General features: G+C 69.5%; 28 protein-coding genes. 18 read left to right on the top strand and 10 right to left on the bottom strand.

The features are described from left to right. Positions 1 to 36 precede the first annotated feature (36 nt). From OM076_RS00375 to OM076_RS00350, 6 genes are read left to right on the top strand one after another with little or no spacing between them, the layout of a single operon-like run. Positions 37 to 1,332 carry an acyl-CoA dehydrogenase family protein gene (locus tag OM076_RS00375; protein WP_270037294.1) on the top strand — a complete coding sequence of 432 codons (1,296 nt, stop codon included), beginning with the start codon at positions 37 to 39 and terminating at the stop codon, positions 1,330 to 1,332. A gap of 51 nt (positions 1,333 to 1,383) precedes the next feature. Continuing rightward, positions 1,384 to 2,046 carry a TetR/AcrR family transcriptional regulator gene (locus OM076_RS00370; protein WP_270037293.1) on the top strand — a complete coding sequence of 221 codons (663 nt, stop codon included), beginning with the start codon at positions 1,384 to 1,386 and terminating at the stop codon, positions 2,044 to 2,046. After that, a complete protein-coding gene (locus tag OM076_RS00365) occupies positions 2,043 to 2,423 on the top strand; it encodes a hypothetical protein (RefSeq protein WP_270037292.1) in 381 nt (126 codons plus the stop codon). The genes OM076_RS00370 and OM076_RS00365 overlap by 4 nt, the downstream gene beginning before the upstream one ends. Then, on the top strand, positions 2,413 to 2,787 hold the full coding sequence (locus tag OM076_RS00360) for a Zn-ribbon domain-containing OB-fold protein (RefSeq protein WP_270037291.1): 375 nt from the start codon (positions 2,413 to 2,415) through the stop codon (positions 2,785 to 2,787). The genes OM076_RS00365 and OM076_RS00360 overlap by 11 nt, the downstream gene beginning before the upstream one ends. Next, positions 2,784 to 3,929, top strand: coding sequence for a thiolase family protein (locus tag OM076_RS00355; protein WP_270037290.1), 1,146 nt, complete (start codon positions 2,784 to 2,786; stop codon positions 3,927 to 3,929). The genes OM076_RS00360 and OM076_RS00355 overlap by 4 nt, the downstream gene beginning before the upstream one ends. Beyond that, positions 3,908 to 5,263, top strand: a complete 1,356-nt coding sequence (locus OM076_RS00350) for a class I adenylate-forming enzyme family protein (protein ID WP_270037288.1) — start codon at positions 3,908 to 3,910, stop codon at positions 5,261 to 5,263. Before OM076_RS00355 ends, OM076_RS00350 begins: the two co-directional genes overlap by 22 nt. A 95-nt stretch (positions 5,264 to 5,358) precedes the next feature. Here the strand turns inward: OM076_RS00350 and OM076_RS00345 are convergent, their stop codons facing one another. Further along, complete coding sequence (locus OM076_RS00345) at positions 5,359 to 6,171, bottom strand: SDR family NAD(P)-dependent oxidoreductase (RefSeq protein WP_270037287.1); 813 nt, start codon at positions 6,169 to 6,171, stop codon at positions 5,359 to 5,361. 10 nt (positions 6,172 to 6,181) lie between these two features. Next, on the bottom strand, positions 6,182 to 7,726 hold the full coding sequence (locus OM076_RS00340; protein WP_270037286.1) for an AMP-binding protein: 1,545 nt from the start codon (positions 7,724 to 7,726) through the stop codon (positions 6,182 to 6,184). A gap of 97 nt (positions 7,727 to 7,823) precedes the next feature. On the opposite strand from OM076_RS00340, the gene OM076_RS00335 reads away from it, so the two are divergent. From OM076_RS00335 to OM076_RS00320, 4 genes are all read left to right on the top strand, one after another. Beyond that, complete coding sequence (locus tag OM076_RS00335; RefSeq protein WP_270037285.1) at positions 7,824 to 8,216, top strand: Zn-ribbon domain-containing OB-fold protein; 393 nt, start codon at positions 7,824 to 7,826, stop codon at positions 8,214 to 8,216. Then, entirely contained in the window at positions 8,213 to 9,412 is a 1,200-nt protein-coding gene (locus OM076_RS00330; protein WP_270037284.1) for a thiolase family protein, read from the top strand. Before OM076_RS00335 ends, OM076_RS00330 begins: the two co-directional genes overlap by 4 nt. After that, on the top strand, positions 9,409 to 10,440 hold the full coding sequence (locus OM076_RS00325; RefSeq protein WP_270037283.1) for an NADP-dependent oxidoreductase: 1,032 nt from the start codon (positions 9,409 to 9,411) through the stop codon (positions 10,438 to 10,440). The genes OM076_RS00330 and OM076_RS00325 overlap by 4 nt, the downstream gene beginning before the upstream one ends. A 109-nt stretch (positions 10,441 to 10,549) precedes the next feature. Further along, the gene (locus OM076_RS00320) at positions 10,550 to 11,239 is read left to right on the top strand and encodes a TetR/AcrR family transcriptional regulator (protein ID WP_270037282.1); all 690 of its coding nucleotides are present in this window, start codon (positions 10,550 to 10,552) and stop codon (positions 11,237 to 11,239) included. Positions 11,240 to 11,305: 66 nt separating this feature from the next. On the opposite strand, the gene OM076_RS00315 is transcribed toward OM076_RS00320, so the two are convergent. From OM076_RS00315 to OM076_RS00295, 5 genes are all read right to left on the bottom strand, one after another. Next, complete coding sequence (locus OM076_RS00315) at positions 11,306 to 11,665, bottom strand: hypothetical protein (protein WP_270037281.1); 360 nt, start codon at positions 11,663 to 11,665, stop codon at positions 11,306 to 11,308. After that, complete coding sequence (locus OM076_RS00310) at positions 11,662 to 13,233, bottom strand: class I adenylate-forming enzyme family protein (RefSeq protein ID WP_270037280.1); 1,572 nt, start codon at positions 13,231 to 13,233, stop codon at positions 11,662 to 11,664. The genes OM076_RS00315 and OM076_RS00310 overlap by 4 nt, the downstream gene beginning before the upstream one ends. Further along, a complete protein-coding gene (locus OM076_RS00305; protein ID WP_270037279.1) occupies positions 13,230 to 13,601 on the bottom strand; it encodes a putative quinol monooxygenase in 372 nt (123 codons plus the stop codon). The genes OM076_RS00310 and OM076_RS00305 overlap by 4 nt, the downstream gene beginning before the upstream one ends. Next, positions 13,601 to 14,098 (bottom strand): nuclear transport factor 2 family protein, encoded by a 498-nt coding sequence (locus tag OM076_RS00300; protein ID WP_270037278.1) that lies wholly within the window; start codon positions 14,096 to 14,098, stop codon positions 13,601 to 13,603. Before OM076_RS00300 ends, OM076_RS00305 begins: the two co-directional genes overlap by 1 nt. A gap of 79 nt (positions 14,099 to 14,177) precedes the next feature. Further along, positions 14,178 to 14,948, bottom strand: coding sequence for an SDR family NAD(P)-dependent oxidoreductase (locus tag OM076_RS00295; RefSeq protein ID WP_270037277.1), 771 nt, complete (start codon positions 14,946 to 14,948; stop codon positions 14,178 to 14,180). A gap of 139 nt (positions 14,949 to 15,087) precedes the next feature. Between OM076_RS00295 and OM076_RS00290 the strand changes: the two genes are divergently transcribed. The 4 genes from OM076_RS00290 (at position 15,088) to OM076_RS00275 (ending at position 18,539) form a co-directional block, all read left to right on the top strand. After that, the gene (locus OM076_RS00290; protein ID WP_270037276.1) at positions 15,088 to 16,755 is read left to right on the top strand and encodes an FAD-dependent oxidoreductase; all 1,668 of its coding nucleotides are present in this window, start codon (positions 15,088 to 15,090) and stop codon (positions 16,753 to 16,755) included. A 61-nt stretch (positions 16,756 to 16,816) separates the two neighbouring features. Beyond that, positions 16,817 to 18,031, top strand: a complete 1,215-nt coding sequence (locus tag OM076_RS45785; RefSeq protein ID WP_270037275.1) for a cytochrome P450 — start codon at positions 16,817 to 16,819, stop codon at positions 18,029 to 18,031. Beyond that, positions 18,028 to 18,228 carry a ferredoxin gene (locus OM076_RS00280; protein ID WP_270037274.1) on the top strand — a complete coding sequence of 67 codons (201 nt, stop codon included), beginning with the start codon at positions 18,028 to 18,030 and terminating at the stop codon, positions 18,226 to 18,228. Before OM076_RS45785 ends, OM076_RS00280 begins: the two co-directional genes overlap by 4 nt. Positions 18,229 to 18,233: 5 nt before the next feature. Further along, a complete protein-coding gene (locus OM076_RS00275; protein WP_270037273.1) occupies positions 18,234 to 18,539 on the top strand; it encodes an NIPSNAP family protein in 306 nt (101 codons plus the stop codon). 3 nt (positions 18,540 to 18,542) lie between these two features. On the opposite strand, the gene OM076_RS00270 is transcribed toward OM076_RS00275, so the two are convergent. Next, positions 18,543 to 19,013 carry a carboxymuconolactone decarboxylase family protein gene (locus OM076_RS00270; RefSeq protein WP_270037272.1) on the bottom strand — a complete coding sequence of 157 codons (471 nt, stop codon included), beginning with the start codon at positions 19,011 to 19,013 and terminating at the stop codon, positions 18,543 to 18,545. Between the two features lie 35 nt (positions 19,014 to 19,048). Here OM076_RS00270 and pdxR point away from each other — a divergent pair, with 35 nt between their 5' ends. Next, the gene (gene pdxR / locus OM076_RS00265) at positions 19,049 to 20,458 is read left to right on the top strand and encodes a MocR-like pyridoxine biosynthesis transcription factor PdxR (protein ID WP_270037271.1); all 1,410 of its coding nucleotides are present in this window, start codon (positions 19,049 to 19,051) and stop codon (positions 20,456 to 20,458) included. Here pdxR and OM076_RS00260 read toward each other — a convergent pair. After that, entirely contained in the window at positions 20,452 to 21,240 is a 789-nt protein-coding gene (locus OM076_RS00260; protein WP_270037270.1) for a glucose 1-dehydrogenase, read from the bottom strand. The genes pdxR and OM076_RS00260 overlap by 7 nt on opposite strands. A gap of 8 nt (positions 21,241 to 21,248) precedes the next feature. Next, positions 21,249 to 22,631: an FAD-dependent oxidoreductase gene (locus OM076_RS00255; protein ID WP_270037269.1), complete on the bottom strand. Its 1,383-nt coding sequence runs from the start codon at positions 22,629 to 22,631 to the stop codon at positions 21,249 to 21,251. Between the two features lie 67 nt (positions 22,632 to 22,698). Here OM076_RS00255 and OM076_RS00250 point away from each other — a divergent pair, with 67 nt between their 5' ends. The 3 genes from OM076_RS00250 to OM076_RS00240 all read left to right on the top strand — a co-directional run bounded on the left by OM076_RS00250 (position 22,699) and on the right by OM076_RS00240 (position 26,420). Continuing rightward, positions 22,699 to 23,928, top strand: a complete 1,230-nt coding sequence (locus tag OM076_RS00250) for an NAD(P)/FAD-dependent oxidoreductase (protein ID WP_270037268.1) — start codon at positions 22,699 to 22,701, stop codon at positions 23,926 to 23,928. A gap of 166 nt (positions 23,929 to 24,094) precedes the next feature. After that, positions 24,095 to 25,210, top strand: a complete 1,116-nt coding sequence (locus tag OM076_RS00245; RefSeq protein WP_270037267.1) for an ABC transporter permease — start codon at positions 24,095 to 24,097, stop codon at positions 25,208 to 25,210. 58 nt (positions 25,211 to 25,268) lie between these two features. Beyond that, on the top strand, positions 25,269 to 26,420 hold the full coding sequence (locus OM076_RS00240; protein ID WP_270037266.1) for a sugar ABC transporter substrate-binding protein: 1,152 nt from the start codon (positions 25,269 to 25,271) through the stop codon (positions 26,418 to 26,420). Positions 26,421 to 26,449 lie beyond the last annotated feature (29 nt).

Below are 26,449 nucleotides of genomic sequence, written 5' to 3'. Positions count from 1 at the left end.
CTTATCCGAGTTCAGTTCTGTCGAAAGGACGACCACGTGGCCTGGGACTTCAGCACCGACCCCGAGTTCGAGCGCCAGCTCGAGTGGATGCGCGCCTTCGTGCGCGAAGAGGTGTGGCCGATCGAGGCCATCGAGGACCGTCTGACCCAGGCCGATCTCGATCGGATCAATGCGCCGCTGCAGGAGCAGGTCAAGCAGCGCGGCCTGTGGGCCGCGCATCTCCCGCCCGAGCTCGGCGGCCAAGGCTTCGGCCAAGTCAAGCTCGGGCTGATGAACGAGATCCTCGGGACCTCGATCTACGCGCCGCCCGTGTTCGGCTGCCAGGCGCCGGACTCCGGCAACAGTGAGATCCTCGCGCTCGCCGGCACCGACGAGCAGAAGGAGCGCTGGCTGCACCCGATGCTCGCCGGTGAGATCCGCTCGGCGTTCTCGATGACCGAGCCGGAGACGCCGGGCTCGGATCCCACGCAGCTGATCACTCGCGCGACGAAGCACGGAGACGGCTACGTGCTCAACGGGCACAAGTGGTTCACCTCCAACGGCTCGATCGCCGACTTCCTGATCGTCATGGCCGTCACCGACCCCGACGCTCCCCCGCACCGCCGCGCCTCGATGTTCATCGTGCCGGTCGACGCCCCCGGGGTGGAGATCGTGCGCGACGTGCCCACGATGGAGCACCCGCAGGAGCGCTTCGGGGTCCTCGGCGGCCACTCCGAGATCTTCTACGCCGACGTCCAGCTCGGCCCCGACGCGCTGCTCGGCGGCGAGGGCGAGGGCTTCCTGATCGCCCAGAAGCGGCTCGTCCCCGGCCGCATCCACCACTGCATGCGCTGGCTGGGAATGGCGCGCCGCGCCTATGACGCGATGTGCGAGCGCGCGCTCTACCGCCCCGTCAAGCACGGCCTGCTCAAGGACACCCAGACCGTTCAGGCGTGGATCGCCGACTCCGCCGCCGAGATGCAGGCGGCCCGGCTGATGACCCTGCACGCCGCGTGGCTGATGGACAACCACGGCTCGAGCGCCGCCCGCACGGACGTCTCGATGATCAAGTTCTTCGGTGCCAACGTGCTGCACGACGTGATCGACCGCGCCGTGCAGATCCACGGCGCGCTCGGCTACTCGGGTGACATGCCATTGGAGATGCTCTACCGCTTCGCCCGCCACGCGCGTTTCGTGGACGGCGCCGACGAGGTGCACCGCGAGCTCGTCGCGCGCCACGAGTTGCGCCGCTACGCGGTGCCGGCCACCGGCCTGCCCAGCGAGCACATCCCCACCCGCCGCGAGGCCGCGCTACGTAAGTTCGCAGACGTCGTCGCAACTGAAGCGAACTAGGCCGTCCACTTCCTTTGATGTGAGCCCGACAACTGCTAGGCTTCCACCAAGATGAATTCAGCTCAGGAAGGGCAGAAGGGCCGCCGCGGACGCAGCAAGCGGCAAGAGGTCCTCATCGCGGCGACGGATCGCTTCGGCCGAGACGGATACGAGCACACCAAGTGGGCCGACATCGCGGCCGACGTCGGCGTCGGCGCGACCGCCCTCTATCACTACTTCGAGTCCAAACAGCACTGCCTGTACGAGATCATGGACGAGGCCATCGAGGACTTCCGCAGCCGGTTCGTCGCCATCGTCGCGGACGAGCGGGATCCCGTGCGCGCGTTCGAGGCGGTGCTGGCCGGGTGCTTCGACCTCTCCGAGCACGACGTCAACCGCAACCGCGTGCTGGTCGCCGAGCAGGGCCGGCTGTCCAGCCCCAGCAGCTCCGAGCGCGAGGAGCAGGCCCGCCTGGCGGCGCGGTCGCGGATGCGCGAGCTGGAGTTCGCCTGGGCGAGCTTCCTCGCCACCGCGATGCGCGACGGCGCGATCCCGGAGACCGACCCGCGCCTGCTCACGCGTGCCGTGCTCGGCCTCTACAACAGCATCTGGCACTGGTACCGGCCGAACGGGATCATCGCGCTGAGCCGTATCGCCGACTATTACACCGAACTGGAGCTCGCGTTGATCGGCCTGCCGCCCGCGGCCCCCGAGCTGGAGCGCACCGCGGCATGAGCTTCTTCGAGCGCTACTTCGAGACCCTCGACGGCCCAGAGCCGTACTCGTCACTCGACCTCGTCTCGGACGACGTCGAGTTCGCGATCGAATGGGCGAACGGGGACGATCGCAAGGCCACGCAACTGCGCGGCGGCAAGGAGCAGCTGCGCGAGTTCGTCGACGCCGGCGACATGGACGGCTGGGCGCACTACGTCGTCCACACGGCCATCGACGGCGACACGGAGTTCGCGCTCGGCGAGACGCGCTGGGACGACGGCCGCTTCATCGGCACGTTCCTCGCGGTCGCGCACCTCGACGCCGACGGGCGGATGGACCGCTACATGGTCGGCCGCTCGCCCGCGATCACCTTCCCCTCGCGCGCGCATGCACGCTGAGCTGCTCGCCGGCACGCCGAGCGAGCCCGTGCTGCTCGGCTCGGAGTGCCGCCGCTGCGGCACCGTGAGCTTCCCGCGCCAGGGCACCTGCCCGCGCTGCACGTCCACGGACGTCATCGAGCGCCGGCTCGCGCGCCGCGGGACGCTCTGGAGCTGGACGATCCAGCACTTCCGCCCGAAGTCCCCGCCCTACACAGGCCCGGAAGCGTTCGAGCCCTACGGCGTCGGGTACGTCGAGCTGCCGGGCGAGGTGCGCGTCGAGGCGCGGCTGACCGAGTCCGACCCCGCGAAACTCCAGATCGGCATGGAGATGGAGCTGACGCTGATCCCCGAGGCCACGTTCGCGTTCCGGCCGGTGTCATGAGCGACGACATCGCCGTCATCGGCCTGGGCATCCACCCCTTCGGCCGCCACGCCGGCGTCTCCGGGCTCGAGATGGCCGCGCATGCCGCCCGCGCCGCGCTCCAGGACGCCGGCCTCGGCTGGGAGCAGATCGACTTCGCCGCGGGCGGCTCCGACGCCGCTGGCAACGCCGACACGACGGTGTCGGTGCTCGGGCTCACCGGCGTGCCGTTCATCAACGTCAAGAACGGCTGCGCGACGGGCGGGTCCGCGCTGATCACGGCGCACGCGATGCTCACCGCCGGCAGCGCCGAGACGGCGCTCGTGGTCGGCTTCGACAAGCACCCGCCGGGCGCCTTCAACCCGCTGCCCGAGGAGTGGGGTATCGGCTCCTGGTACGGCGAGACCGGCCTGATGCTGACGACCCAGTTCTTCGCGATGAAGATCCAGCGCTACATGGCCCAGCACTCGATCAGCGAGTCGACGCTGGCCAAGGTCGCGAGCAAGGCATTCGAGAACGGCAGCCTGAACCCGAACGCGTGGCGCCGGCAGCCGCTCTCGGAGGAGGACGTGCTCGCCTCGAGAATGGTCAACGACCCGCTGCGCCAGTACATGTTCTGCTCGCCCGGCGAGGGCGCGGTGGCGCTCGTGCTCGCACGCGGCGAGCAGGCACGCGCGAGCAACTCGCCCGTCTACCTGCGCTCGGCGGTGTTCAAGACGCGCCGCTTCGGCTCCTTCGAGGTCTTCAGCCCGTCGATCCCGGTGCATGACGGCGTGTCGCCCACGGCCGAGGCGGCCGCGTCGGCGTTCGAGCAGGCGGGCATCGGCCCCGACGACGTCGACGTCGCCCAGCTCCAGGACACCGAGTCGGGCGCCGAGATCATGCACCTCGCCGAGACCGGACTCTGCCAACACGGTGAACAGGAGCAGTTGATCCAGACAGGCGCGACGCGCATCGGCGGGCGCCTGCCGGTCAACACCGACGGCGGCTGCCTGGCCAACGGCGAGCCGATCGGCGCCTCCGGGCTGCGCCAGGTGCACGAGGTCGTGCTCCAGCTGCGCGGCGAGGCCGGCGAGCGCCAGATCCCAGGGCCTGCGCGGGTCGGCTTCACCCAGGTCTACGGGGCGCCGGGAGTGAGCGCGTGCACGGTGCTCAGCACCTGACGGAGCTGCTCGACCACGAGCACTCCGATCGCGTTGCCCTCGTCTTCGACGGCGTCGAGCGCACCCATCGAGAGCTGCACGAGCGCGCCTCCCGCGTCGCCGGCGCACTTGCCGCCCGCGGCGTACGCGCGGGCGACCGCGTCGCCATGCTCCTCCACAACGGCCTCGAGTTCCCCGAGACGCTGCTGGCCTGCCTGCGACTCGGGGCGATCGCGGTCCCGATCAACTTCCGCCTCACCCAGAACGAGATCGACTACATCCTCGCCGACTGCGGTGCGGCCGTGCTCGTCGACGGCCCACTCGACCATGAGCCCGCGCCGCGGGCCCCGATCGAATCGTCCGACCCCGCCCTGCTCTGCTACACGTCCGGCACGACCGGTCGTCCGAAGGGCGCAGTCCTCACGCATGCGAACCTGGTCGCTTCCACGCTGAGCTGGATCCACGAGATGGGCGCGACCGCCGATGACGTCTGGCTGTCCGGCCAGCCGCTCTTTCACATCGGCGGGATCAACGGGATGCTGCCGTTCCTGGCGCTCGGCGCCACCGCGATCCTCACCCCCACGACGGGCTTCGACCCGGCGCATGCCGTGCGGCTGATGGAGCAGCACGCCGTGACGATGTGCATCTTCGTCCCGACGCAGTGGGACCAGGTCACCGCCATCGCGCAGCGGACGCGGCTGCGCGTCGCGATGTGGGGCGCCGCGCCGGCCTCCCGCAAGACCCTCGAGGCGCTCGCGCGCACCTACCCCGGCGTGGACATCGTGAGCGCCTACGGCCAGACGGAGATGTCCGGCGCGACGACGCTCCTCAAAGGCCCTGACGCCACCCGCAAGATGGGCTCGGTCGGCAAGCCGATGCGCGACGTCGAACTGCGGCTCGAAGACGAGGTCGACGGAGTCGGCGAGATCGTCTACCGCGGTCCGTTCGTCATGCAGGGCTACTGGAACGACGCCGACGCCACCGCGGAGGCGTTCGCCGGCGGCTGGTTTCACAGCGGCGACCTCGCCACCCGCGACGCGGAGGGCTATCTGCGGCTCGTGGATCGCAAGAAGGACATGATCGTCAGCGGCGGCGAGAACATCTACCCCGCCGAGGTCGAGCGCGTGCTGCGCGAGCACCCGGCGGTCGCCGACGTCGCAGTGGTCGGCGTCCCCCACCCGCGCTGGGGCGAGACGCCGGTGGCCTTCGTCGTCGGCGCCTGCACCGAGCACGAGCTCATCGGCCACTGCCGGGCGCACCTGGCGAGCTACAAGAAGCCGACCGCCATCCACTTCGTGACCAGCCTGCCGCGCAATGCGGCAGGCAAGGTCCTCAAGCGCGAGCTCAGGCCCTAAAACTCATGGGATGGTGAGCGAGCGTCGACTTTCGTGAGCAGAGCACGAGAAACTCGACGCTCGCGTCGCGAGCGCGAACCTGATCGGGCACACGTTCAGGCCGTGACCAGCCCGCCGTTCGGGCTCAGGATCTGGCCGACGAAGTAGCTCGCGTCGCCGGAGGCGAGGAACGCCACCGTCGCGGCGATCTCCTCCGGCTCGGCCAGCCGGCCGGCCGGCGTCGAGTTGGCGATCGCCTGGCGCTCCTCGTTGATCTCGCCCTGCAGCGTGGTGGTGCCCACGTGCCCGGGAGCGACCGCGTTGACGCGGATGCCCTGCACGATCAGCTCCTTCGCCGCGGCCTTCGTGAAACCGAGGATCGCGGCCTTGGCGGCGGAGTAATGGGGGTGCCCGGTGCAGCCCTCGAGGCCGCAGATCGAGCTCATGTTCACGATCACGCCGCTGCCCCGCGCGGCCATACAGCGCGCCGCCGCGCGCGTGCAGTAGAAGGTGCCGTCGAGGTGGATGGCGAGCATCCGCCGCCACTCCTCGTCGGTCAGCCGCACGAGCGCGTCCAGCGGCGTCTTGACGCCGCCGTTGAGCGCCTCCTCGCGCTGGCGCGCGATCAGCGGCTTGACGCGGCGCAGATGGTCCATGCCGATCGCGCCCGCGTTGTTGACCAGGATGTCGACCGGGCCGAGCTCGGCCTCGACGCGCGCGATCGCCGCGTCCACGGACGCGCTGTCACTGACGTCGCAGACGACCGCGAGGCCGTCGCCGCCCGCGAGCTCGATGCTCTTCTCGGCGGTCTCCATCCGGATGTCGAGCGCGGCGACGCGCGCGCCCTCGGCGGCGAGCCGCGCCACGATCGAGCGGCCGATCCCGGCGCCGCCGCCCGTGACCACGGCCACCTTGCCTTCCAAACCCATGGTCTCTCTCCTACCGCTGGACGACGTAGCCGACGGACTCACGATCCCAGACGCCCGGCGCACCCGCGCCCGCCGACTTGAGCTCGGGCTTCAAGACCCGCTGCGCGTGCGAGCGCGGGAGCCGGTCCATGAAGCGGACGTAGCGCGGGACCGCGAAGTGGGGCATCTTGCCCGTGCAGAAGTCGAGCAGCTCCTCGGCCGTGATCTCGGACTCCGGGCGGCGCACGCAGGCCACCATGACCTCCTGCCCGCCGAGCTCGGACGGCACGCCGTAGACGGCGGCCTCGAGCAGCTCCGGGTGATCGGCGAGCACCCGCTCGACCTCCCACGCGGACACGTTCTCGCCGCGGCGGCGGATCGAGTCCGTCCCGCGCGCGACGAACCAGAAGTAGCCGTCCTCGTCGCGGTAGGCGTTGTCGCCGGTGTGGAACCAGAGGTTGCGCATCGAGTCCAAGGTCGCGGCGTCGTTGCCCCAGTAGCGCTCCATCATCACGAACGGCAGCTTCGGCCGCACGACGATCTCGCCGGTGACACCAGGCCCGACCTCGACGTCATCGGCGTCGACGACCTTCGCCTCATACCACGGCGTCGGGACCCCCGCGGCGCCCGCGCGCCTCGCCTCCCAGGAGGCCGCGATCGTCGGGCCGGTCTCGGTCATCCCGTAGGCGTCGAGCACGGCGAGGTCGTAGCGCTGCTCGAACTGTTCGACGAGGTCGGTCGCGGCGGCGGCGCCGACGACCACGCGCACGGTGTTGTCGCGGTCGGTGTCACTCACGGGCTGCTTGAGCAGGATGCGCAGCATCTCGCCCTGGCCGTTGAACGCGGTCACGCCCTCACGACGGCAGATCTCCCAGAAGCGACTGGCCGAGAAGCGGCGGTTGATCACCACGCGCGCGCCTGACACCAGCGCCGCGAGCACGCTCATGTACTTCGCGTTGGCGTGGAAGAGCGGGAAGACCGAGAACAGCACGTCGTCCTCGGTGTAGCGGACGAGCTCGACGACGCCCCGCGCCAGGTTCAGGTTGTGGTTGTGCGGGAGCACGACGCCCTTGGGCGGGCCGGTCGTGCCGCCGGTGAAGAGGATCGATGCGGGGTCGCCCGGCTTGCGCTCGACCGGAGCGGCGACGGGGTTCGCCATCAGTGACGCGAAGTCCAGGGCCACCAACTCGCCGGCGTCGCCGCGGACGATCACCTGCTCGACGGAGTCGATGTACCCGGCGACGTGCTCGACGTGCTCCTCGTCGACGATCAGCGCCCGCGCGCCCGTGGTCTCGAGGATGTAGGCGATGCCCGGGCCGCGCGCCGCATCGTGGATCGGCACCTCGATCGCGCCCGCGCCGAGGATCCCGAACCACGCGTAGAGGAACTCCGCGCGCGTCGGCATCATCACCGCGACGCGATCGCCGGGCTGGATGCCGAGCTCCTGCAGCCCGGAGGTGAAGCGGCCCGCGCGATCCGCGAGCTGCTCGTAGCTGAGCGGCTCGCCGTCCACGAGCGCGAGCTGGCGAGCGCCGTAACGCTCCGCCTGAGTCGCCACAAGCTGGGCTAGGTTCATCTGGACGATCTCCTCCGGAAGCACGCTTTTACGCTGGTCTCGATTACTGATACGATTTCAGTTCAGGCAAAGTAGCAGTTCGAGGAGAGACTCGCAAATGCCCCTACCGACACCGCAGATCAACGACGAGAACCGCGCGTTCTGGACCGGAGGAGCCGACGGCGAGCTGCGGTTCGAGCGCTGCCAGGCCTGCGGCTACTACCTTCATCCGCCGTCCCCGCGCTGCCCTGAGTGCTGGAGCGATGACGTCGCGCCGGAGGCGGTCAGCGGTCGCGGGACGGTCTACACGTACACGATCAACCGCCAGCAGTGGATGCCCGACCTCGAGGTCCCGTTCGTGCTCGCAGCCGTCGAGCTCGCCGAGCAGCCCGGTCTGCGCCTGATCGCCCGCGTGGTCGACTGCGAGGCGCCGACGATCGGCATGGCCGTCGATGTCGCGTTCGAGCCCCGCGGTGACGCGTTCATCCCCTTCTTCCGCCCCGCGTCATGAACAAGTTCGAGGATGCGTGCATCATCTCCGGCATCGGCCAGTCAGAGGTCGGGCGCCGCGTCGAGAAGGGCGTGATGGCCCTGACGCTGGACGCCGCACTGGAGGCGATCGGTGACGCCGGCCTGAAGCCCGCCGACATCGACGGCGTGATCTCCTGGCCCGGCGCGGTCTCGCGCGCCGACGGCCTCGCGCCTTCGAGCCCCGGGTCCTCCGGCCCCGGCCCCCACGCGGTGATCGATGCGCTGCGCCTGAACCCCACCTGGTACTACGGCGGCCCCGAGACGCCCGGGATGTTCGCCGCGGTGATCCATGCCTGCATGGCGGTCGCCACCGGCGTCTGCGAGCACGTGCTCGTCTATCGCGCGTTGAACGAGGCCACGGTGTGGCGGACGGTCACCGAGCGCGTGAACAGCGACGCCGGCGGCGTGACCGGCGCGATGCAGTGGATGCTGCCGTTCGGGGCCTTCTCGGGCCCGAACTGGATGGGGTTGTATGCCACGCGGCACATGTACGAGTACGGCACGACGCGCGAGCAGCTCGCGGCGATCGCCCTCAATGCCCGCCGCAACGCCCAGCGCAACCCGAAGGCCGTGTTGCAGGGCGACCTGACGATGGACGACTATCTGTCCTCGAAGATGATCAGCGACCCGCTGTGTCTGTTCGACTGTGACATCGCCGTCGACGGCGTGACCGCCTTGATCGTGTCGAAGGCCGAGCACGCCGCCGACATGCCGAACCAGCCGATCCACTTCGAGGCGGTCGGCAGTGCGTTGAGCGGCCGCGCGTCGTGGGATCAGTGGGAGGACATGACGCAGACGGCGGCGGCCAGCGCCGGTGCGCACATGTGGTCGCGGACCGACCTCAAGCCGGCCGACGTGGACGTCGCGAACCTGTATGACGGCTTCACCGTGTTGACGCTGTTCTGGCTCGAGGGCATGGGCTTCTGCGCCAAGGGCGAGGGCGGGCCGTTCGTCGAGGGCGGGTCGCGGATCGCTCTAGATGGCGAGCTGCCGCTGGCCACCTCCGGCGGACAGCTCTCGGCCGGGCGCTTGCACGGCTTCGGGCATCTCTATGAGGCCTGCCTCCAGCTGCGCGGCCAGGCCGACGAGCGTCAGGTCGAAGGCGCGAAAGTCGCCGCGGTCTCGGCCGGCGCCGGCCCGCTCGCCTCGTGCCTGCTGCTGCGGAGCGCGGCATGACCGCTCGGCAGGTGCAGCTGATCGCGTATCCGAGCGGCCGGGTCGGGCCGGAGAACTTCCGCGTCGCGGAGGTCGAGCTGCCGGCCCCGGGTGAAGGCGAGGTCCTCGTCCGCAACCAGTTCACCTCGTGCGACCCGGGCATGCGCCTGCGGCTGCGCGAGAGCGGCCCGGCGGGCTACTTCAATTCGTTCCCGCTCAACGCGGCGATGGACGAGATCCTGACCGTCGGCGAGGTCGTGGAGTCACGTGCCGAGGGGTTCGCGCCCGGCGACGCCGTGACGCACGCCTGGGGCTGGCGCGACTACGCCGTGGTCAAGGCCGGGCAGCCCTCGCTCGGGGGCGTCGGCACGCTCGCGCACATCGACACCTCGCTCGCGCCGCCGGAGAAGTTCCTCGGCGCCGTCGGCAACATGGCGCTCACCGCCTGGGTCGGGCTGATCGACGCCGCCGAGCTACGCGAGGGCGACGTCGTCTGGGTCTCGGCCGCCGCCGGTGCCGTGGGCAGCCTCGCGGCACAGATCGCCAAGCTGCGCGGTCACACCGTGATCGGCAGCGCCGGATCGCCGGCGAAGGTCCGCTACCTGCTCGACGAGCTCGGCCTCGACGCCGCCTTCGACTACCACGACGGCCCCGTCGGCGATCTCCTGCGCGGGGCCGCCCCGGACGGGATCGACGTCTACTTCGACGCCGTCGGCGGGGATCACCTGCAGGCCGCACTGGCTGCGCTGCGCCCCTGGGGCCGGATCGCCATGTGCGGCGCGATCTCCGAGTACGAGAGCACCGAGCCCCAGCCGGGCCCGACCAACCTCTTCCAGGCGGTCGCCAACAACCTCACGCTGCGCGGCTTCCGCGCCAGCGCCTATCTGCACCGCTTCCCCGAGGCCCAGCGCGAGCTCGCCGGCTACCTCGCCGAGGGTCGGCTCGCCTACCGGGAGACGATCGTCGACGGTCTCGAGAACGCGCCGCAAGCGCTCATGCGCATGCTCGCCGGTGACACCACCGGGAAGACCCTCGTCCGGGTGAGCTGAGCTGAAGTCACGTTACGTTTGTCACGAGGAGCGTGAAAAGCAGGGGAATCGTCGCCGGATCCGCTGGTAACGTTGGGGTGAAGTCAACTAGACAGGATCGAGCTCCCCCTTGGCCGCCTCACCCACTGCGAAGCGTCGTCCGCGTTCCTCGCGCAGCAAGCGCGACGACATCATCTACGCGGCGATCGAGTACTTCGGTCAGCACGGCTACGAGTACACCAAGTGGGCGGACATCGCCAAGGAAGTCGGCATCGGCTCGACGGCCCTCTACCACTACTTCGAGTCCAAGCTCCACTGCCTGTACGAGATCCAGGCACTCGCCGTCCAGGCCGATCGCGCGAAGTTCGACAACGCGATCGCCGAGCACGAGGACTTCACAGAGGCCCTGAAGGCCGTGCTCAACGCCGCCTTCGAGCTGACCGACCACGACGTTCTGCGCAACCGCGTCCTGGTCGCCGAGCAGTCGCTCGCCGGCCTGCACCGCACGTCCGCCCGTGAGGAGGAGTCGCGCCAGCTGGCCCGCTCGCAGATGCGCGACATCGAGTTCGCCTGGGCCACCTTCCTCACCCGCGGCATGGAGCAGGGCGCGATCCCCCAGGCCGATCCGCGGCTGCTCGCCCGCGCGATCCTCGGCCTCTACAACAGCGTCTGGCACTGGTATCGCCCGCGCGGCGGCAGCCTCTCGCTCGACCAGGTCCGCGAGTTCTTCGTCGGCCGCTGCCTGGCGATCGCGGGCCTGCCGCCCGAGGCGCCGGCGAAGGCGAAGCGCAAGCCCGCGGCGAAGCGCAAGGCGGCCTAGGAGCCGGTTGAAGAATTCCGATACGCCTCCCGCGGCAGGCGCACCGACCATTCTTCAACAGACTCCTTAGAGGTCGAAGAGCACCGCGGTCGAGCGTCCGACCACGTAGCGGTCGATCAGGCCGCTGCCGTCCACGCGCGCCGCGGCGACGAACGTCGCCAGCGGCCAGCCGTCCACCCGGGTCTCGCCGAGCACGAGCTCGACGGCGCCGTGTGAGGACTCGCTCAATACGTGGTGGGTCCACGCGGGTGCGTCGCGCTGCGCGAGGTAGGCGTCGAACGCCTCGCGCCCGCCGGCGAAGTCCTCGGCGACCGCGCCGGTGGAGAACACGATCGAGAACCGCAGGTCGTCGGCGAGCAGCTCCCGACAGCGCTCGGGCTCGGGGCCGTCGATGACCTCGTACATGCGCCGCAACGCGGTGCTCATGCCGTGACGCGCGCCAGTACGAGCTCGACGACCTCGCGCTTGACGACCTTCAGCGAAGGCGTGCGCGGGAACTGCTCGAAGACCTCGACGGACTCGGGCCAGGTGTACTTGGCGACGCCCTCGGCGTCGAGGAACTCCTGCAGCTCGGCCAGGGTCGGCGCCGCGAAGCCCTCGCGGGCGATGATCGCCGCGCACGCGCGCTCGCCCAGGCGCTCGTCCGGCAGCGGCACGATCGCGACCTCGCGGACGGCGGGATGGCGGAGGATCACGGGCTCGACCTCGGCCGGCACGATGGTCACGCCACCGCGGCGGATGATGTCCTTGGAGCGCCCGACGTAGACGAAGTGGCCGTCCTCGTCGAGCAGCCCGAGGTCGCCGGTCTCGTAGCCGCCCCACGATGTCAGCGACGTCCGCGTGAGGTCGTCGTTGTTGAGGAAGCCGAGGAACCGGCTCGGGCCGTTGACCACGACCGCGCCGACGTTCCCCGCGGGCACGGGCTCACCGTCGTCGCCGAGGATCCGGATCTCCGTGCCGTCGTACGGGCGGCCCTCGGTGCGCATGATCTTCGCGGGCGGATCGTCGGGGGCGTGCGCGGCATGGCCGGGGACCTCCGAGAGCCCGTAGTCGCCCAACGGCGGGGTTCCGAACGCCTGGTGCATGGCCATCCGCCGCTCCGGCGTCAGGCCCGGGCCGGCGAGGACCCGCATGGACGAGAGGTCGCGGTCGGTCTGCTCGGCGGCAAGGATCATGTCGGTCGCATGCGTCGGCATCGCGAGCACGTACGTGCAGCGGTGCGCCTCGATCAGCCGCAGCGCCTCCTCAGGGTCCCAGCGGCTCAGCAGCACGCCGGTCGCGCCCTGCAGCAGCACCGGCAGGTACCCGAACACGAGCCCGCCGACGAAGCCGAACTCGACCACGGTCAGGTAGATGTCGTCGCCCGTCAGGCCCCAGCGCGAGCACACCCCTCGGGTCGCATAGCGCAGCGTGTTCGAGGAGTGCGCGATGCCCTTGGGCGCCGACGTCGTGCCGGAGGAGTGCAAGACCAGCGCGACCTCGTCCGCGTGGCGCGGCATGCGCGCGTCATCGAGCGCGCGCGCCTTGTCGACGTCCGCGGGCACGACGGTCAGCAGCGGCAGGCGGTCGCCCGCCACCTCACGGCACTTGGCGACCTCCTTGTCGCCGCCGAAGGTCACGATCGCCCGCGCGCTCGTCTGCTCGGCCAGCGCCGCCATCTGCGTCTGGTTGAACATCGGCGGCAGTGGAGCGAGCACGACGCCGCGGTGCAGGCACCCGAGCATCGCCACCGCGGCCTCGATCGAGTGGCGGCCGAGCAGGATCACGACCTCCCCCGCCCCGACGTCCGCGTCGGCCAGCCGGTGCGAGAGGGCGATCGCCGCTCGGCGCAGCTCCGCATACGTCACCGCGCGGTCCTCGAGGACCAAAGCGACGCGAGAGGCGTGCTCGCGCGCACGCGCATCGAAGTCGCTCCACAGATCACCGTCCTGCCAGTAGCCCTCCGCGTAGTAGCGCTCGGCCTCCGGCTGGAACTCGAGTGTCGAGACAGTCATCGCGTCGCCGGTTCCTCGATGCTGATCAGCGGTCGGTGATAGTGGACGTTGCCGAACCCCTTGAGCAGCTCCTGCTCGTCTACGCTCGGCTCGCCGTAGTAATGCGGCTCCGAGAGCGTGACGAGCTCCATCAGGCGCGCGACGGCCTGCATGTCGATGTTGGCGAAGTGATCCAGGTGGGCCTTCGAGCTCTCGTACTCCTCGAAGACGTGGATCACCGGGCGATCGCCGTCGTCGACGAAGTAGTGGTAGGTCAGGACGCCGTAGTCCTTCTCCTGGACGTCCTTGATGAACGTCGTGAAGATCCCCACGACCTCGTCGAGGTCGTCCTTGTCCAGCGTCATGGTCACCGCGGTGCGCACGGACATCAGCTGCGCGCCCAGACCTTGGGACCGCGGCCGCCGAGGCCGTCGAGGAAGCCCGTGTCAGGCTTGGTCTCGCCCCACAGCAGCTCCATCACGCGCTCGGAGATCTTCCAGCCGTCGGCGGTGCGCCGCAGCACGTCGTGATAGCGCGCGACGAGGATGATCGCGGCCTTCGGGTCCTCCTCGAAGACCTGATAGGACGTCAGGTAGGACACCGTTCTGGCCTGGTCGCCGTCGAGCTTGACGTGGTAGACGTTGAGCAGGTGGTGCTGCCAGGTGCAGGTCGCCGTCGCGTCGGCGATCCAGTTGGCCAGCGTGTCGCCGTCGGTGACGGCCTCGCCGTTCCCGTACTGGGCATGGATGTCGTCCGCGAGGCAGCTGCGGACTCCGTCTCTGTCGAACGAGTCGACCGCCGACGAGTACTTGTAGAGCACCTCTTCGACGTCGGTTCGGTCCTGCAGAGCTCGAATCGTGTCGTAGTCGATGGTCGTCTCGGTCATCCGCTCTCTCCTCCACGTTCTTGAACTTACTTCGATTCAGTCTACGGCCGCCGCGCCGCCTCGTCAAGCGAGCCGCGAATCAGCGGGAGGTGTAGCCGGCGTCGACGGCGAGCACCGCGCCGGTCACGTACGAGGACTGCCCCGAGCACAGCCACAAGCTCGCCTGCGCGACCTCTTCCGGCTTGCCGAACCGCCCGAACAGGCTGAGGACGGGAGCGAACTCCGCTTCGGTGAAGCCGGCCGTCTCGAGCGCGCCGCGGATCATCGGCGTATCGATCGCCCCCGGACAGACCGTGTTGACGCGAATCCCGTGCGGGGCGTTCTCGAGCGACGCCACCTTGGTGAGGCCGATCACGCCGTGCTTGGCCGCGACGTACGCCGCGTTGTTCGGCTGCGGCCGGCTCGAGCTCACCGAGCCGATGTTGACGATCGAGCCGCCGTCACCCTGCGCGAGCAGCTGCGTGAGCTCGTACTTGAGCGATAGCGCGACACCCTTGAGATCGACGGCCAGGACGCGATCCCACTCCTGCTCGTCGAGCTCGGCGATCGGATGCGTGTCAGGCGTGACGGCGGCGTTGTTGACCGCGCAGTCGAGCCGCCCGTAGCGCTCGACGGCCGTGCGGACCATGGCCGCGGCGTCGGCGGCGTTCGAGACGTCCGTCCGGTGAAACGACGCGTCCCCGCCGGCCTCGCGGATGCGCTCCGCGGTCGCTTCGCCGAGCTCGGCGTTGATGTCACTCACGAGCACATGGGCTCCGGCCGCGGCGAACACGCGAGCGGTCGCCTCGCCCATGCCCATCGCCGCCCCCGTGACGATCGCCACCTTGCCGTCCAGCACTCCCGTCGCCATCTGCTCTCTCCTCTACCTGAACTCAGATTGGAACACCATACTCGCACGCGCAATGGCCGCAACCGTTGACATATCTCGAACCCTGGAGTAGCTTGGTCGAGCTGAAGTAAGTTCGATTCTGCGATGTGGAGGAGACCGGATGGGCGACTACGATGTGATCGTGCTCGGCACGGGCGCGGCCGGACTGACGGCCGCCGTGACCGCAGCTGAGCTGGGGGCGAACGTCGGCCTGTTCGAGAAGGGCGCGACGCTCGGCGGGACCACGGTCTACTCGGGAGGGATGATCTGGATCCCGCTCAACCAGCACGAGCCTCCGGAGAAGGGCGACTCCCGTGAGAAGGCACTCGAGTACCTCCGCGCGCTGTCCAACGACACCATCTCGGACGAGATGGCGGAGACGTACATCGACGTCGGCCCGGAGATGGTCCGCTGGCTGGACGAGCGCACGCCGGTCAAGTTCAGGGCCGTCCCGGATTTTCCCGACTACCACCCCGAACAGCCCGGCGGCATGCCCCAGGGCGGCCGGTCGCTCGAGACCGAGACGTTCCCCTACGGCGAGCTCGGCGCGTGGGCCGACCGCGTCCACATCTCGCCCTACTACCCGAGCTACCACCTCACGATCGGGGAGACGACGCTCGGCCAGGCGGTCCCGCAAGAGCTGACCGCCGAGGAGATGCAGCGCCGCGCCGCCAACGACGAGCGCGGGATGGGCCTCGCACTCGGCGGCCGCTTGCTGAAGGCGTGCCTCGATCGCGGCGTCGAGCCGCAGACCAGCCACCGCGCCGTCGAACTGATCATGGAGGACGGCGACGTCGCCGGCGTCGTCTTCGAGACGCCCGAGGGGCGCAAGGAGGTGCGCGCGGCCAACGTGGTGATCGCCACCGGTGGCTTCGAGCACAACGCCGAGCTCAAGCGGGCGTTCCTGCGCGGGCCGTGCACGCATACGGTCGCCGTGGACACGAACACGGGCGACGGGCTCAAGATGGCCATGCGCATCGGCGCGATGCTCGGGAACATGCGCGAAGCGTGGTGGATGCCGATGATCGAGCTGCCCACCGACATCGTCCCCACCGGGCAGCAGCTGCTCACCTACGAGCGGACGCTGCCGGGAGCCATCATGGTCAACCGGGAGGGCAAGCGGTTCACCAACGAGGCCTCCAACTACAACGCGTTCGGCGCCGCCTTCCACGAGCAGGACACGACGATGGGCGTGTACCGCAACCTGCCGTGCTGGCTCGTGTTCGACCAGACCTGGCTCGACAAGTACGGCTTCGCCGGCGGCCTGGGCGGAACCGAGAAGGCTCGCACCGACTGGATCACCTCCGGGAACACGCCGACCGAGTTGGCGGAGAAGCTCGGCATCCCGGGCGACGCGCTCGAGGCGACGATCGAGCGGTTCAACGCCAACGCGCGTGACCTCCACGATCCCGACTTCAAGCGGGGCTGGAGCGCGCAGGACAAGTGGTGGGGCGACCCGACGCTGCGCGACGGCACCGCGCGGGCCTCGCTCGGGCCGGTCGAGACCGCGCCCTACTACGCGATCCAGGTGTTCAGCGGCGCACTCGGGACCAAGGGCGGACCGGCGACCGACACGCATGCGCGCGTCCTGGACGTGGACGGCGACGTGATCACCGGCCTCTACGCGGCGGGCAACGCGATGGCCTCGCCGCTCGGCATGACCTACGGCGGCGCGGGCGGAACGCTCGGCCCCGCGATGGTCTTCGGCTATCTCGCCGGCCGCGACATCGCTCAGCGCGTCGCCGCGGAGATCCCCTCGGTGCTCGCCGCCTCGCACGGCGGCGCCTGAATCCCAGTCCAGCGAACGTAAGAGGCAGACCGAAACCATGGAAGCCAGCACGATTTCCCAGGTGAAGGGAGAGGAGGTCACCGGTTGCCCGGTGATGCATCAGGACTTCTCCACGACCCGCGACCTGGGTGACTACTGGGCGCTCGCCAACGACCTGCGCGAGAGCTGCCCGCACTTCTACAACAAGTACTCCGGTGGCGGCTACTGGGTGTTCACGCGCCACGAGGCCGTCAAGGACATCTACAAGACGCCGGAGATCTTCTCCAGCGAGTCGATCACCCCGTGGGAGCCGAACCCGATCTACCGGTTCGTGCCGACGCAGGTCGACGCGCCGGATCACATCAAGTACCGCCGCATCCTGAACCCGTGGTTCTCGCCGAAGGCGATGGAGGCGGCGGCCCCGATGATGCGTGAGCTGTGCCGGAGCTTCATCGAGCCGCTCGTCGCCAAGGGGCGGGGCGACTTCATCGAGGATTTCGCGCTGCTCTACCCCACCGCGGCGTTCCTGAGCGTGATCGGCGTGCCGGTGTCCTACACCGAGCAGTTCGCCGAGTGGGTCGACATGTTCTTCGGCGGCTTCGGCGGCGATCCTGAAGGCGCCGAGAACATGGGCAAGGCGCTCAGCGAGATGCGCGTCTTCTGGAGCGAGCAGCTCGCCGACCGGCGGATCAATCCGCAGCCGGAGGGGGACCTCTTCACGTACCTGCTCAACTCGACCGTCGACGACGAGCCGCTGGACGAGGAAGTCCTGCTGGACATGTGCACGGTGCTCACGCTCGCGGGCCTGGACACGACGCGCGCCGAGCTCGGGTACATGTTCCACCACCTCGCCCTCAATCCCGCCGATCGCCAGAAGCTGATCGACGACCCCGAGCTCGCGCCGCTCGCGGTCGAGGAGACGCTGCGCTACTACACGATCATCTTCGGCGACGGGCGCAAGGTCACCCGCGACATCGAGTTCCACGGCGTCCAGCTCAAGAAGGGCGACATGGTCTACGCGCTCGTGTCCGGCGCCAACCGCGACCCGCGCCACTGGGAGCGCGCCGACGAGTTCGTCATCGACCGCAAGAAGAACAACCACTTCGGGTTCGCGAGCGGCCCGCACCGTTGCCTGGGCATGCATCTCGCGCGGCGCGAGATGGCGATCGCGGTTCAGGAGTGGCTGTCGGTGATCCCGCACTTCGAGCTGGACTCCGACGCCACGCTGCAGGAGCGCGGCGGCGGCGCGATGATGGCCCTCGAGACGCTCCCGCTGCGCTGGGAGGTGGGGTCGTGAAGCTGCAGGTGACGACCGCATGCCAGGGCCACGGACGCTGCTACTCGCTCGCCCCGCAGTACCTCGAGTCCGACGACGAGGGGTTCGTGACGATCCGGGGCGGCGATCCGATCGAGATCCCGGACGATCAGCGCGAACTCGCGGTGGAGCTTGCCGGCACCTGCCCGGAGAGCGCCATCGTCGTGACCGACTCCTAGACACCATGCTCTACCTCTACGCCAACGTGAAGATCGAGTACGGCCGGCTCCCCGCGTTCAACGAGGCGATGGTCACGGTCAAGCGGGTGATGGAGGCGAACGGCTGGAGGCTCGTCGGCGGGTGGATGACGCTCGTCGGCGACCTCCACGAGGTCCACGACGTCTGGGAGGTCGAGGACGCCAACGCCGTGCCGACGGCCTTCGCCGCGGCCTATCAGGACCCCGACTTCGTGCAGGCGGCCGAGGCCCTGTCGAAGATCATCGACCGCGAGGTCCTCTCGCTCGTGACCAAGACGCCGTACAGCCCGTGACCGTCAACTCGGGGTGTATTCGCCTGGCCGCATGCGCGTGGCGACCGCCAGGCGGTTCCAGGCGTTGATCGCGATGATCGCCCAGATCAACTGGGTGAGCTCTTCGTCGGGGAAGTGCCCGCGCGCGGCCTCGAACGCCTCTCGCGTGACGTGCGTGCCGGCGATCAGCGTGATCTCATCGGTCAGGCGGAGTGCCGCTCGCTCGCGCTCGCTGAAGAACGGCGCCTCGTGCCACGTCGCGATCGCGTGAAGTCGCTGCTCGCTCTCGCCGCGGGCGCGCGCGTCGAGCGTGTGCATGTCGACGCAGTACGCGCAGCCGTTGATGATCGAGGCGCGCAGGGAGACGAGGTCACGGAGTCCGGAGTCGAGTTCGACCGCGCCGGAAAGCGCGGCCATCGCGCGATAGGCGGGGCGGGCGAGTCGGGTGACGTCGAGCCGGGGCTCCTCGAACGTCGTTGGCGAGAGAGTTGACATGGCCTTCACCCTAGGAGGACAATGGCGCAGCTTCGATGTCCAATCCTACGCCGCAATCGTGGGCCAATTCGGGCCTTGATCTGCTGGTGGACATCGATCGCGGCGGTGGCCGCGGGCTCCGCGCGGGTCTCGAAGAGACCTTGCGCGAAGCGATCCGCAGCGGGCGGCTCGTAGCCGGGACGCGGCTGCCGCCCAGCCGTGCGCTCGCGCGCGACCTCGGGATCTCGCGCGGAACGGTCGTACAGGCGTACGGGCAACTCGTGGCTGAAGGGTGGCTTTCCGGTCAGCGCGGCTCAGGCACCGTGGTCGCGCGCACCGCTGCGCCAGGGTCCAGCGGCGGGGAGCGGCGCGAAGCGATGCCGACGCGGTGGCGATTCGACATGCGCCCGGGCAGACCGGACCCGAGCTCGTTCCCGCGCGGCGAGTGGCTGCGAGCGCTCAAGCAAGCGTTCGCGATCGCGCCGGACGACGCCTTCGGCTATGGATCTCCGCAGGGCCGGCTCGAGCTGCGTACGGAGCTCGCGAGTTACCTCGCGCGTGCCCGCGGGCTGCGCGTGACCGCCGGCGACCTGCTGGTGACGACGGGCTTCACGCAGAGCCTGGTTCTGATGGCCAGGACCCTGGCCGCGACCGGGGTTCGGCGAGTCGCGGTGGAGGCCCAAAGCATGGCGCTGCACCGCGAGATCCTGCGGGCCGCCGGGCACGAGCTCGTCGCGATCGGCGTGGACGCCGATGGCGCGCGTACCCACGAGCTCGAGTCGATCGACGCGGGTGCGGTCCTGCTGACCCCGAATCGACAGCACCCGACCGGCGCGACGTTGAGCGCGGCCCGGCGGCTCCAGCTGCTTCGCTGGGCCCGCAGCCGGGGCGCGATCGTCATCGAGGACGACTACGACGGGGAATTTCGCTACGACGGGCGTCCCATCGGCCCGCTGCAGGGCCTCGATCCCGGCGTCGTCGCCTACGGCGGGACGACCTCCAAGACCCTCGCACCTGGCGTGCGGCTCGGATGGCTCGCGGTCCCGGGCGACCTGCGCGAGGCGGTGATGGCCGAGAAGCGACGTGCCGACTGGCACGCCGGGGCACTCGATCAGCTCGCCTTCGCCGAGCTGCTTCGCACGAACAAGTACGACGGCCATGTCCGCCGGATGCGACTGCACTATCAGCGCCGACGCGACGCCGTGTTGGCCGCCGTGCATCCGGGCCTCCGCGTGCTCGGCGGCGCGGCCGGGCTCAACTTGCTGATCCCGCTCGAAGACCCGCTGCAGGAAGCCGCGATCCTCAGTGCCGCGCGCCTCGAGGGGCTCGGGCTCGGCGGGCTGATCGCGGATGGGTTCTGCGAGCCTCCCGACAGCGCAGGCGTGATCGTCGGCTACGCCGCGGCGCCGCGACACGCGTTCGACCGCGCCGTGGAGACTCTGGCTTCAGTGCTCGGTCGTCAGTAGGCCTGCGACTGTCCCCCGTCGATCGCGATGACGGTGCCGTTGACGAACGACGCGTCGTCGGAGAGCAGGAAGGCGACGAGGGCGGCCACCTCGTCCGGCTGACCGAATCGCTTCATCGGGTTGACGCTGACGAACGCGGCGCCGGCCTCCTCCCAGCCGTCCTCGCCCGCGATCTGGATCAGCGAGCCCTTGACCATGTCGGTCAAGATCGCCCCGGGCGCGACGGCGTTGACGCGGACACCGTATTCGCCGTACTCGATCGCGGCCTGTTTGGTCATGCCCGCGACCGCGTGCTTGCTGGCGACGTAGGCGACCAGGTTCGGCACGGCGCGGATGCCGCCGACGGACGCCGCGTTGACGATCGCGCCCGAGCCCTGGGCCTTGAAGTGAGACAGCGTGTGCTTCATCCCGTACAGCACGCCCTTGACGTTGACGGCGAGCACCTTGTCGAGCATCTCGGCGCCGTACGCCTCGACCGGGTCCTGCTTGCCCTCGATGCCGGCGTTGTTGTACAGGCCATCGATGCGGCCGAGTTCGGCGATCGTCTCCTCGACGTACGCTGCGACCTCGTCCTCGGCGCTGACGTCCGCGGTGGTCAGCGAGATGCGGGCGTCTGGCGCCTCGGCGCGAACGGCCGCGCCTGCCGACGCCAGCGCGTCGCCGTTGACGTCGACGAGCGAGAGATCGGCGCCCTCCCGCGCCAGCCGCAGCGCCGCGGCGAGCCCGAGACCCGTACCGGCGCCGGTGACGATCACGACCTTCCCTGCGAAGCGTCCAGTCATGGCGGCCCTCATCCCTGAATTGAGATCGAGTTGGCCGCTGAGCGGAGTGCCGCCCAGTCCGTGAGCTTCACGCGCGGGCGCGCGGGCGTGCAGCCTTCGCCGGCGGCGGTCTCGATCGCGTCGATCGCCTGCCAGCCCTCCCACGTCACCACGTCCGGCGCGCACGCTTCGACGAGGCCGTCGATGTCGTCGGAGATCGGCTGGTTCACCCGGCCGGCGGCGACGTCTTCCACGATCTTGTTGACGGTGTCCAGGGAATCCTTCTTGTTGGTTCCGATCACGCCCGACGGGCCGCGTTTGATCCAGCCGGACACGTACTCGCCGAGCTGGTGCGTGCCACCGGGATCGGTCACGCGCCCGCCCGCGTTGCGGATCAGGCCGCGCCGCTCGTCGAACGGGACGTCGTCGACCGGCTGCCCCGTGTAGCCGATCGAGCGGAACACGAGCTGTGCCGGGTACTCGTCGAACGTGCCGGTACCGCGCGCGACCAGCGAGCCGTCGTCGCGCGCCTCGATCGCGTTGTTCTCGATCCTCACGGCGCGCACATGGCCGTGCTCGTCGCCGAGCAGCTCGACCGGAGAGGCCAGGAAGCGGAAACGGACGGTGATCGGCTTCCCGGTCTTCGGCCGCGCCTCGTACGACTGCAGGATCTCGACGTTCCGCCGGCGGGTCTTGTCGGCCTGTCCAAGCGCGACCGCCGACAGCTCGTCCAGCTCGCCGCCGACGATCTCGACGTCGCCGCGCTCGAGCTCGCCCATCTCGAGCAGCTCGGGATTCGTGAACGCCGCCTGCAGCGGGCCACGGCGAGCCAGGATCGTGATGTCCTCAATGCCCGAGGCCGCGAGCACCTCGATCGCATGATCGGCCGTGTCGGTGCCGGCAAGCTCCGACGGCGCCAGCGCGAGCATCCGCGCGACGTCGATCGCGACGTTGCCGGCTCCGACGACGACCGCATGCTTGCCCTGCAGGTCGACCTCCAGCCCGCTGTGGTCGGGGTGGCCGTTGTACCAGGCGACGAACTCGGTCGCGGCATGCGAGCCGCGCAACTCCTCGCCCGGGATCCCGAGCCGCCGGTCGATCGACGTGCCGAGCGTGTACAGGACGACGTGGTAGTGCTCGAGCAGTTGGCGGCGGGTGATGTCGCCGCCGAGCTCGACGTGCCCGAAGAAGCGGAAGCGCTCGTGCTCGGTGGTCTTGTCGTACGCGCGGGTGACCGACTTGATCTTCGGGTGGTCCGGGGCCACGCCCGACCGCACGAGTCCGTAGGGAGTCGGCAGGCGGTCATAGAGGTCGACGGCGAACGACGGCTCGTCGACGGCCAGCAGCTGCCCGGCGGCGTAGAAGCCGCTCGGGCCGGCGCCGACGATGGCGGCGCGAAGGGGCTCGGTCATATCTCCAGGGGGTTGACGGGGAATCTAAACTGACTTCAGTTTATCGATTTGGACCGAGGAGAGCAAGATGCGTCAGTTGGTCATCGTCGGGGCGTCGCTCGCCGGGTTGCGGGCGGCACAGGCCGCTCGAACCGGAGGGTTCGACGGCGATCTGGTCGTGGTGGGCGAGGAGGTTCACCGGCCGTACACCCGGCCGCCGCTGTCGAAGGAGCTGCTGGCCGGCGAGCACGAGGCGGAGCGCGTCGTGCTCCCGTCGGACACCTTCGACGCGCAGTGGCGCCTGGGCGTGCCCGCGGCGAGGCTCGATCGCGCCCGCCGGCGAGTCGTGCTCGCCGACGGCGACGAGCTTCCGTACGACCGGTTGATCCTCGCCACCGGGTCCAGGGCGCGACGCTGGCCCGGCCCCGGCGGCGAGCTGGAGGGCGTCCACGTCCTGCGCAGCCTCGATGACGCGATCGCGCTGCGGGCGGCGCTCGAGCGCCGCCCGCGCGTCGCCGTCGTGGGCGCGGGCTTCATCGGTTGCGAGGTCGCCCAGACCGCCCGCAAGCAGGGCCTCGACGTGACCCTGATCGACATCGCGCCGACGCCGATGCTGCCGCTGGGGCCGCAGCTGGGCGAGTGGTGCGCCGCCCTGCACAGCGATCACGGCGTCGACCTGCGCCTGGGCACGGGTGTCGCCGCGCTGCACGGCACCGGCCAGGTCGAAGCGGTCGAGCTGACCGACGGCACGCACGTCCCCGCTGACGTCGTCCTCGTCGGGATGGGCGCCCTCCCGAACACGGAGTGGCTCGCGGGCAGCGGGCTGCAGGTCACCCCCGGGCTCCAATGCGACGCGACGCTGACCGCAATCGGCGACCCCGACATCCTCGGCGCCGGCGACATCGTGTCCTGGCCGCATCCCCTGGCCGGTGGCGACGCGATCCGCATCGAGCACTGGACCGTCGCGGCCGAGCAAGGGCAGCACGCCGGTCGCAACGTCCTGCTGCCGGCACAGGAGCGCAAGCCCTACGACCAGCCGCCGTACTTCTGGTCCGATCAATACGACACGAAGATCCAAGCGCTCGGCCTACCCGGGCGCGCGGAGCGTCTCGAGCTCCTGGAGGAGACCGAAGACGGGTCGCGGTTCGTCTATGGCGGCGAGCGTGACGGCCGGCTGGTCGGCGTGATCGCTATCAACGCCGCGCGGCGGCTCGGCTCCTACCGGATGGCGTTGGCAGACCCGCCCGACTTCGCGGACCTGCGCGCCAGGCTCGCGGCCGATGAGAAGGCACTCGGGGCCCCGGTGCGGACGGTGTGAGCGGTGACGCCGCGAGTCGGTGCACCTGAACTGAAGACACTTCTGTTAAACGTCGCAGTTCTCTTGACAGCCCTCCGTTCGCTGTGTACATTCGAATCGAGTTCAATTCAGCCACCGGAGGAGTGGGCGCAATGCGAAATAGGTCAAAGGATTTGAAGTGGCGACTGTGAGCGAAGCAACCGCGCGCAAGCCGCGACGGAAGCTCAGCCCCGGGTTCGACCGCTTCAGCGGCCTGTACCTCTGGGCGCTGTTCATCATCGTGTTCGGCATCTGGGTCCCGGACCAGTTCCTGACCACCGCGACGCTCCACAGCGTCGCCGCCCAGCAGGCCGTCACCGGCATCGTCGCCCTCGCCATCCTGATTCCGCTCGCGGCAGGTCTCTACGACCTGTCGGTCGGGGCGACGGCCGGCCTCGTCAGCGTGACCACCGTCGTACTGATGAACGACCATGGCTGGGGCCCCGTCCCTGCGATGGCCTTCGGAATGGCCGTCGCGATCATCATCGGCTGCACCAACGCGTTCATCGTCGTCAGGCTCGGCGTGAACTCGTTCATCGCGACGTTGGGCATGAGCTCGATCCTCGCGGCGACGCAGGTGATCGTCTCCCACAACGCCCAGCCGTTGCCGCCCACGTCGACGGGTTGGAACAACTTCACGCAGACGACGGTGGGCGGCTTCCAGATCGTCGTGCTGTACATGCTCGTCATCGCGTTCGTGTTGTGGTGGCTGACGGCGCACACGCCGACCGGCCGGTACCTGTACGCCATCGGCGGCAACCCCGAGGCCGCCCGCCTGTCGGGCGTTCGGATCCGCAGCTACACGACGGTGGCCCTCGTACTCTCGGCGACCGTCGCCGGCGGCGCGGGGATCATGTTCGCGTCGCTGAACGGGCCGTCGCTGAACTTCGGCGGGACGCTCCTGCTGCCGGCCTTCGCCGCCGCCTTCCTCGGCTCGACGCAGCTGATCCCAGGGCGGTTCAACGTCTGGGGAACACTGCTGGCGATCTTCGTCCTGGCCACTGGCGTGCAAGGACTGCAGCTCGTGTCAGGTGCGAGCTGGCTGAACGACATGTTCAACGGCGTCGCGCTGATCATCGCCGTCGCCCTGTCGATCCAGCGTGCCCCGTCCGGCCGCTGGCGGAAGTTCAAGGAGCGCATCGGGCGCGGTTCCACGGGCCCTGACGGCCCAGACGACTCCGGCGCGGGCATCGAAGTGCCACCGGAACCCGAGTCCGCCCCCGGCGCGACCGCGGACTCACAACGCCCCTCCGTGGCGCACTGAGCCCTCCCGGCTCTCCCCCTTTTCGCTTCGACAAGTTCTCGTCTCTGAGGAGAGATCAATGACCCACACCCGCGGAGTTCCCGCACTCATCGCCACACTTGCACTCGGTCTCGCGGTCACCGCCTGCGGCTCGGAAAGCGGCTCGAGCAGTAATTCCGCTTCGGGCGGCTCGGCGAGCTCGAGCTCCGGCGGCGGTGCGGGCGTCACGACGGCGCTGGACCGGCTCAAGCCCTACCAGGCGGCACCGACCGCGATCACCATCAAGGATCCGCTCAAGGGCGCGCCCCCCGCCGGCAAGACGCTCGTGATGCTCGGGACGAACGACCCGAACAACCAGAAGCTGCAGAAGTCGCTGAAGGACCTCGCCGGGCAGGCGAAGTGGAACTACTCGGTCGTCAGCTACGACCCCGCCAACCCGGCGACGTTCAACGCCGCGATCGATACGGCGATCACGAAGAAGGCCAACTACATCGCCGAGGCCGGCATCCCGCTCACGCCGGCCATGATCAAGAAGGTCCAGGACGCCGGCGCGAAGTGGGTGCTGACGTCCGTGCACCCGGTCGAGGTCAAGGACCCGATCATCGTCGACGCGAACGCGTACGCCAACGACGCGCTGATGGGCAAGGTCCTCGCCGACTTCTTCGTCTCGGACTCCAAGGGCAAGGGCAACGTCGTCATCGAGCACGTCCCGGCGTATCCGATCCTCGAGGGCTTCACCGACGGCTTCCAGAAGGAAGTCAAGGAGCTCTGCCCGGATTGCAAGGTGAAGATCCAGGAGATCACGATCCCGGATCTGACCGCGGGCAAGGTGCCGAGCGTGATGGTGTCGGCGCTGCGCTCGAACCCGGACGCCAACTACGTGGCCTTCGACGTCGGCCCGTTCGCGGCCGGCATCGACGCCGCGCTCGCGTCGGCCGGCCTCTCGAACAAGGTCAAGGTCATCGGCCAGGCCGCCGACGAGGCGGGGATCGCCGCCCTGAAGACCGGCAAGCAGCTGGCGTGGACCGGGTTCGATCCCGTCTACTCGACCTACGTGATGATGGACGCGATGTTCCGGGACTCGCTCGGCATGCCGATCGATCAGGAAGCGTCCGGACTGCAGACGACGCAGATCCTGACCAAGGACAACGTCGGCGACATCACCGGGAATTGGGGCGAGCCCACGGACGCACTCGATCAGTTCAAGAAGCTCTGGGGCCTCTCCTCCTAAGGGAACGGCAACCAGTGACGCGATCCAGG

The sequence above is a fragment of the Solirubrobacter ginsenosidimutans genome, from assembly GCF_027587205.1.
This window is presented reverse-complemented; position numbering and strand designations above follow the sequence as displayed.

Excerpts from the sequence above, each read along its gene's own strand:
- OM076_RS00370 (WP_270037293.1), top strand. The coding sequence starts at position 1,384 with ATGAATTCAGCTCAGGAAGGGCAGAAGGGCCGCCGCGGACGCAGCAAG.
- OM076_RS00365 (WP_270037292.1), top strand. The coding sequence starts at position 2,043 with ATGAGCTTCTTCGAGCGCTACTTCGAGACCCTCGACGGCCCAGAGCCG.
- OM076_RS00360 (WP_270037291.1), top strand. The coding sequence starts at position 2,413 with ATGCACGCTGAGCTGCTCGCCGGCACGCCGAGCGAGCCCGTGCTGCTC.
- OM076_RS00355 (WP_270037290.1), top strand. The coding sequence starts at position 2,784 with ATGAGCGACGACATCGCCGTCATCGGCCTGGGCATCCACCCCTTCGGC.
- OM076_RS00345 (WP_270037287.1), bottom strand. The coding sequence starts at position 6,171 with ATGGGTTTGGAAGGCAAGGTGGCCGTGGTCACGGGCGGCGGCGCCGGG.
- OM076_RS00340 (WP_270037286.1), bottom strand. The coding sequence starts at position 7,726 with ATGAACCTAGCCCAGCTTGTGGCGACTCAGGCGGAGCGTTACGGCGCT.
- OM076_RS00335 (WP_270037285.1), top strand. The coding sequence starts at position 7,824 with ATGCCCCTACCGACACCGCAGATCAACGACGAGAACCGCGCGTTCTGG.
- OM076_RS00330 (WP_270037284.1), top strand. The coding sequence starts at position 8,213 with ATGAACAAGTTCGAGGATGCGTGCATCATCTCCGGCATCGGCCAGTCA.
- OM076_RS00325 (WP_270037283.1), top strand. The coding sequence starts at position 9,409 with ATGACCGCTCGGCAGGTGCAGCTGATCGCGTATCCGAGCGGCCGGGTC.
- OM076_RS00315 (WP_270037281.1), bottom strand. The coding sequence starts at position 11,665 with ATGAGCACCGCGTTGCGGCGCATGTACGAGGTCATCGACGGCCCCGAG.
- OM076_RS00310 (WP_270037280.1), bottom strand. The coding sequence starts at position 13,233 with ATGACTGTCTCGACACTCGAGTTCCAGCCGGAGGCCGAGCGCTACTAC.
- OM076_RS00305 (WP_270037279.1), bottom strand. The coding sequence starts at position 13,601 with ATGTCCGTGCGCACCGCGGTGACCATGACGCTGGACAAGGACGACCTC.
- OM076_RS00300 (WP_270037278.1), bottom strand. The coding sequence starts at position 14,098 with ATGACCGAGACGACCATCGACTACGACACGATTCGAGCTCTGCAGGAC.
- OM076_RS00295 (WP_270037277.1), bottom strand. The coding sequence starts at position 14,948 with ATGGCGACGGGAGTGCTGGACGGCAAGGTGGCGATCGTCACGGGGGCG.
- OM076_RS00290 (WP_270037276.1), top strand. The coding sequence starts at position 15,088 with ATGGGCGACTACGATGTGATCGTGCTCGGCACGGGCGCGGCCGGACTG.
- OM076_RS00275 (WP_270037273.1), top strand. The coding sequence starts at position 18,234 with ATGCTCTACCTCTACGCCAACGTGAAGATCGAGTACGGCCGGCTCCCC.
- OM076_RS00270 (WP_270037272.1), bottom strand. The coding sequence starts at position 19,013 with ATGTCAACTCTCTCGCCAACGACGTTCGAGGAGCCCCGGCTCGACGTC.
- pdxR (WP_270037271.1), top strand. The coding sequence starts at position 19,049 with ATGTCCAATCCTACGCCGCAATCGTGGGCCAATTCGGGCCTTGATCTG.
- OM076_RS00260 (WP_270037270.1), bottom strand. The coding sequence starts at position 21,240 with ATGACTGGACGCTTCGCAGGGAAGGTCGTGATCGTCACCGGCGCCGGT.
- OM076_RS00255 (WP_270037269.1), bottom strand. The coding sequence starts at position 22,631 with ATGACCGAGCCCCTTCGCGCCGCCATCGTCGGCGCCGGCCCGAGCGGC.
- OM076_RS00250 (WP_270037268.1), top strand. The coding sequence starts at position 22,699 with ATGCGTCAGTTGGTCATCGTCGGGGCGTCGCTCGCCGGGTTGCGGGCG.
- OM076_RS00240 (WP_270037266.1), top strand. The coding sequence starts at position 25,269 with ATGACCCACACCCGCGGAGTTCCCGCACTCATCGCCACACTTGCACTC.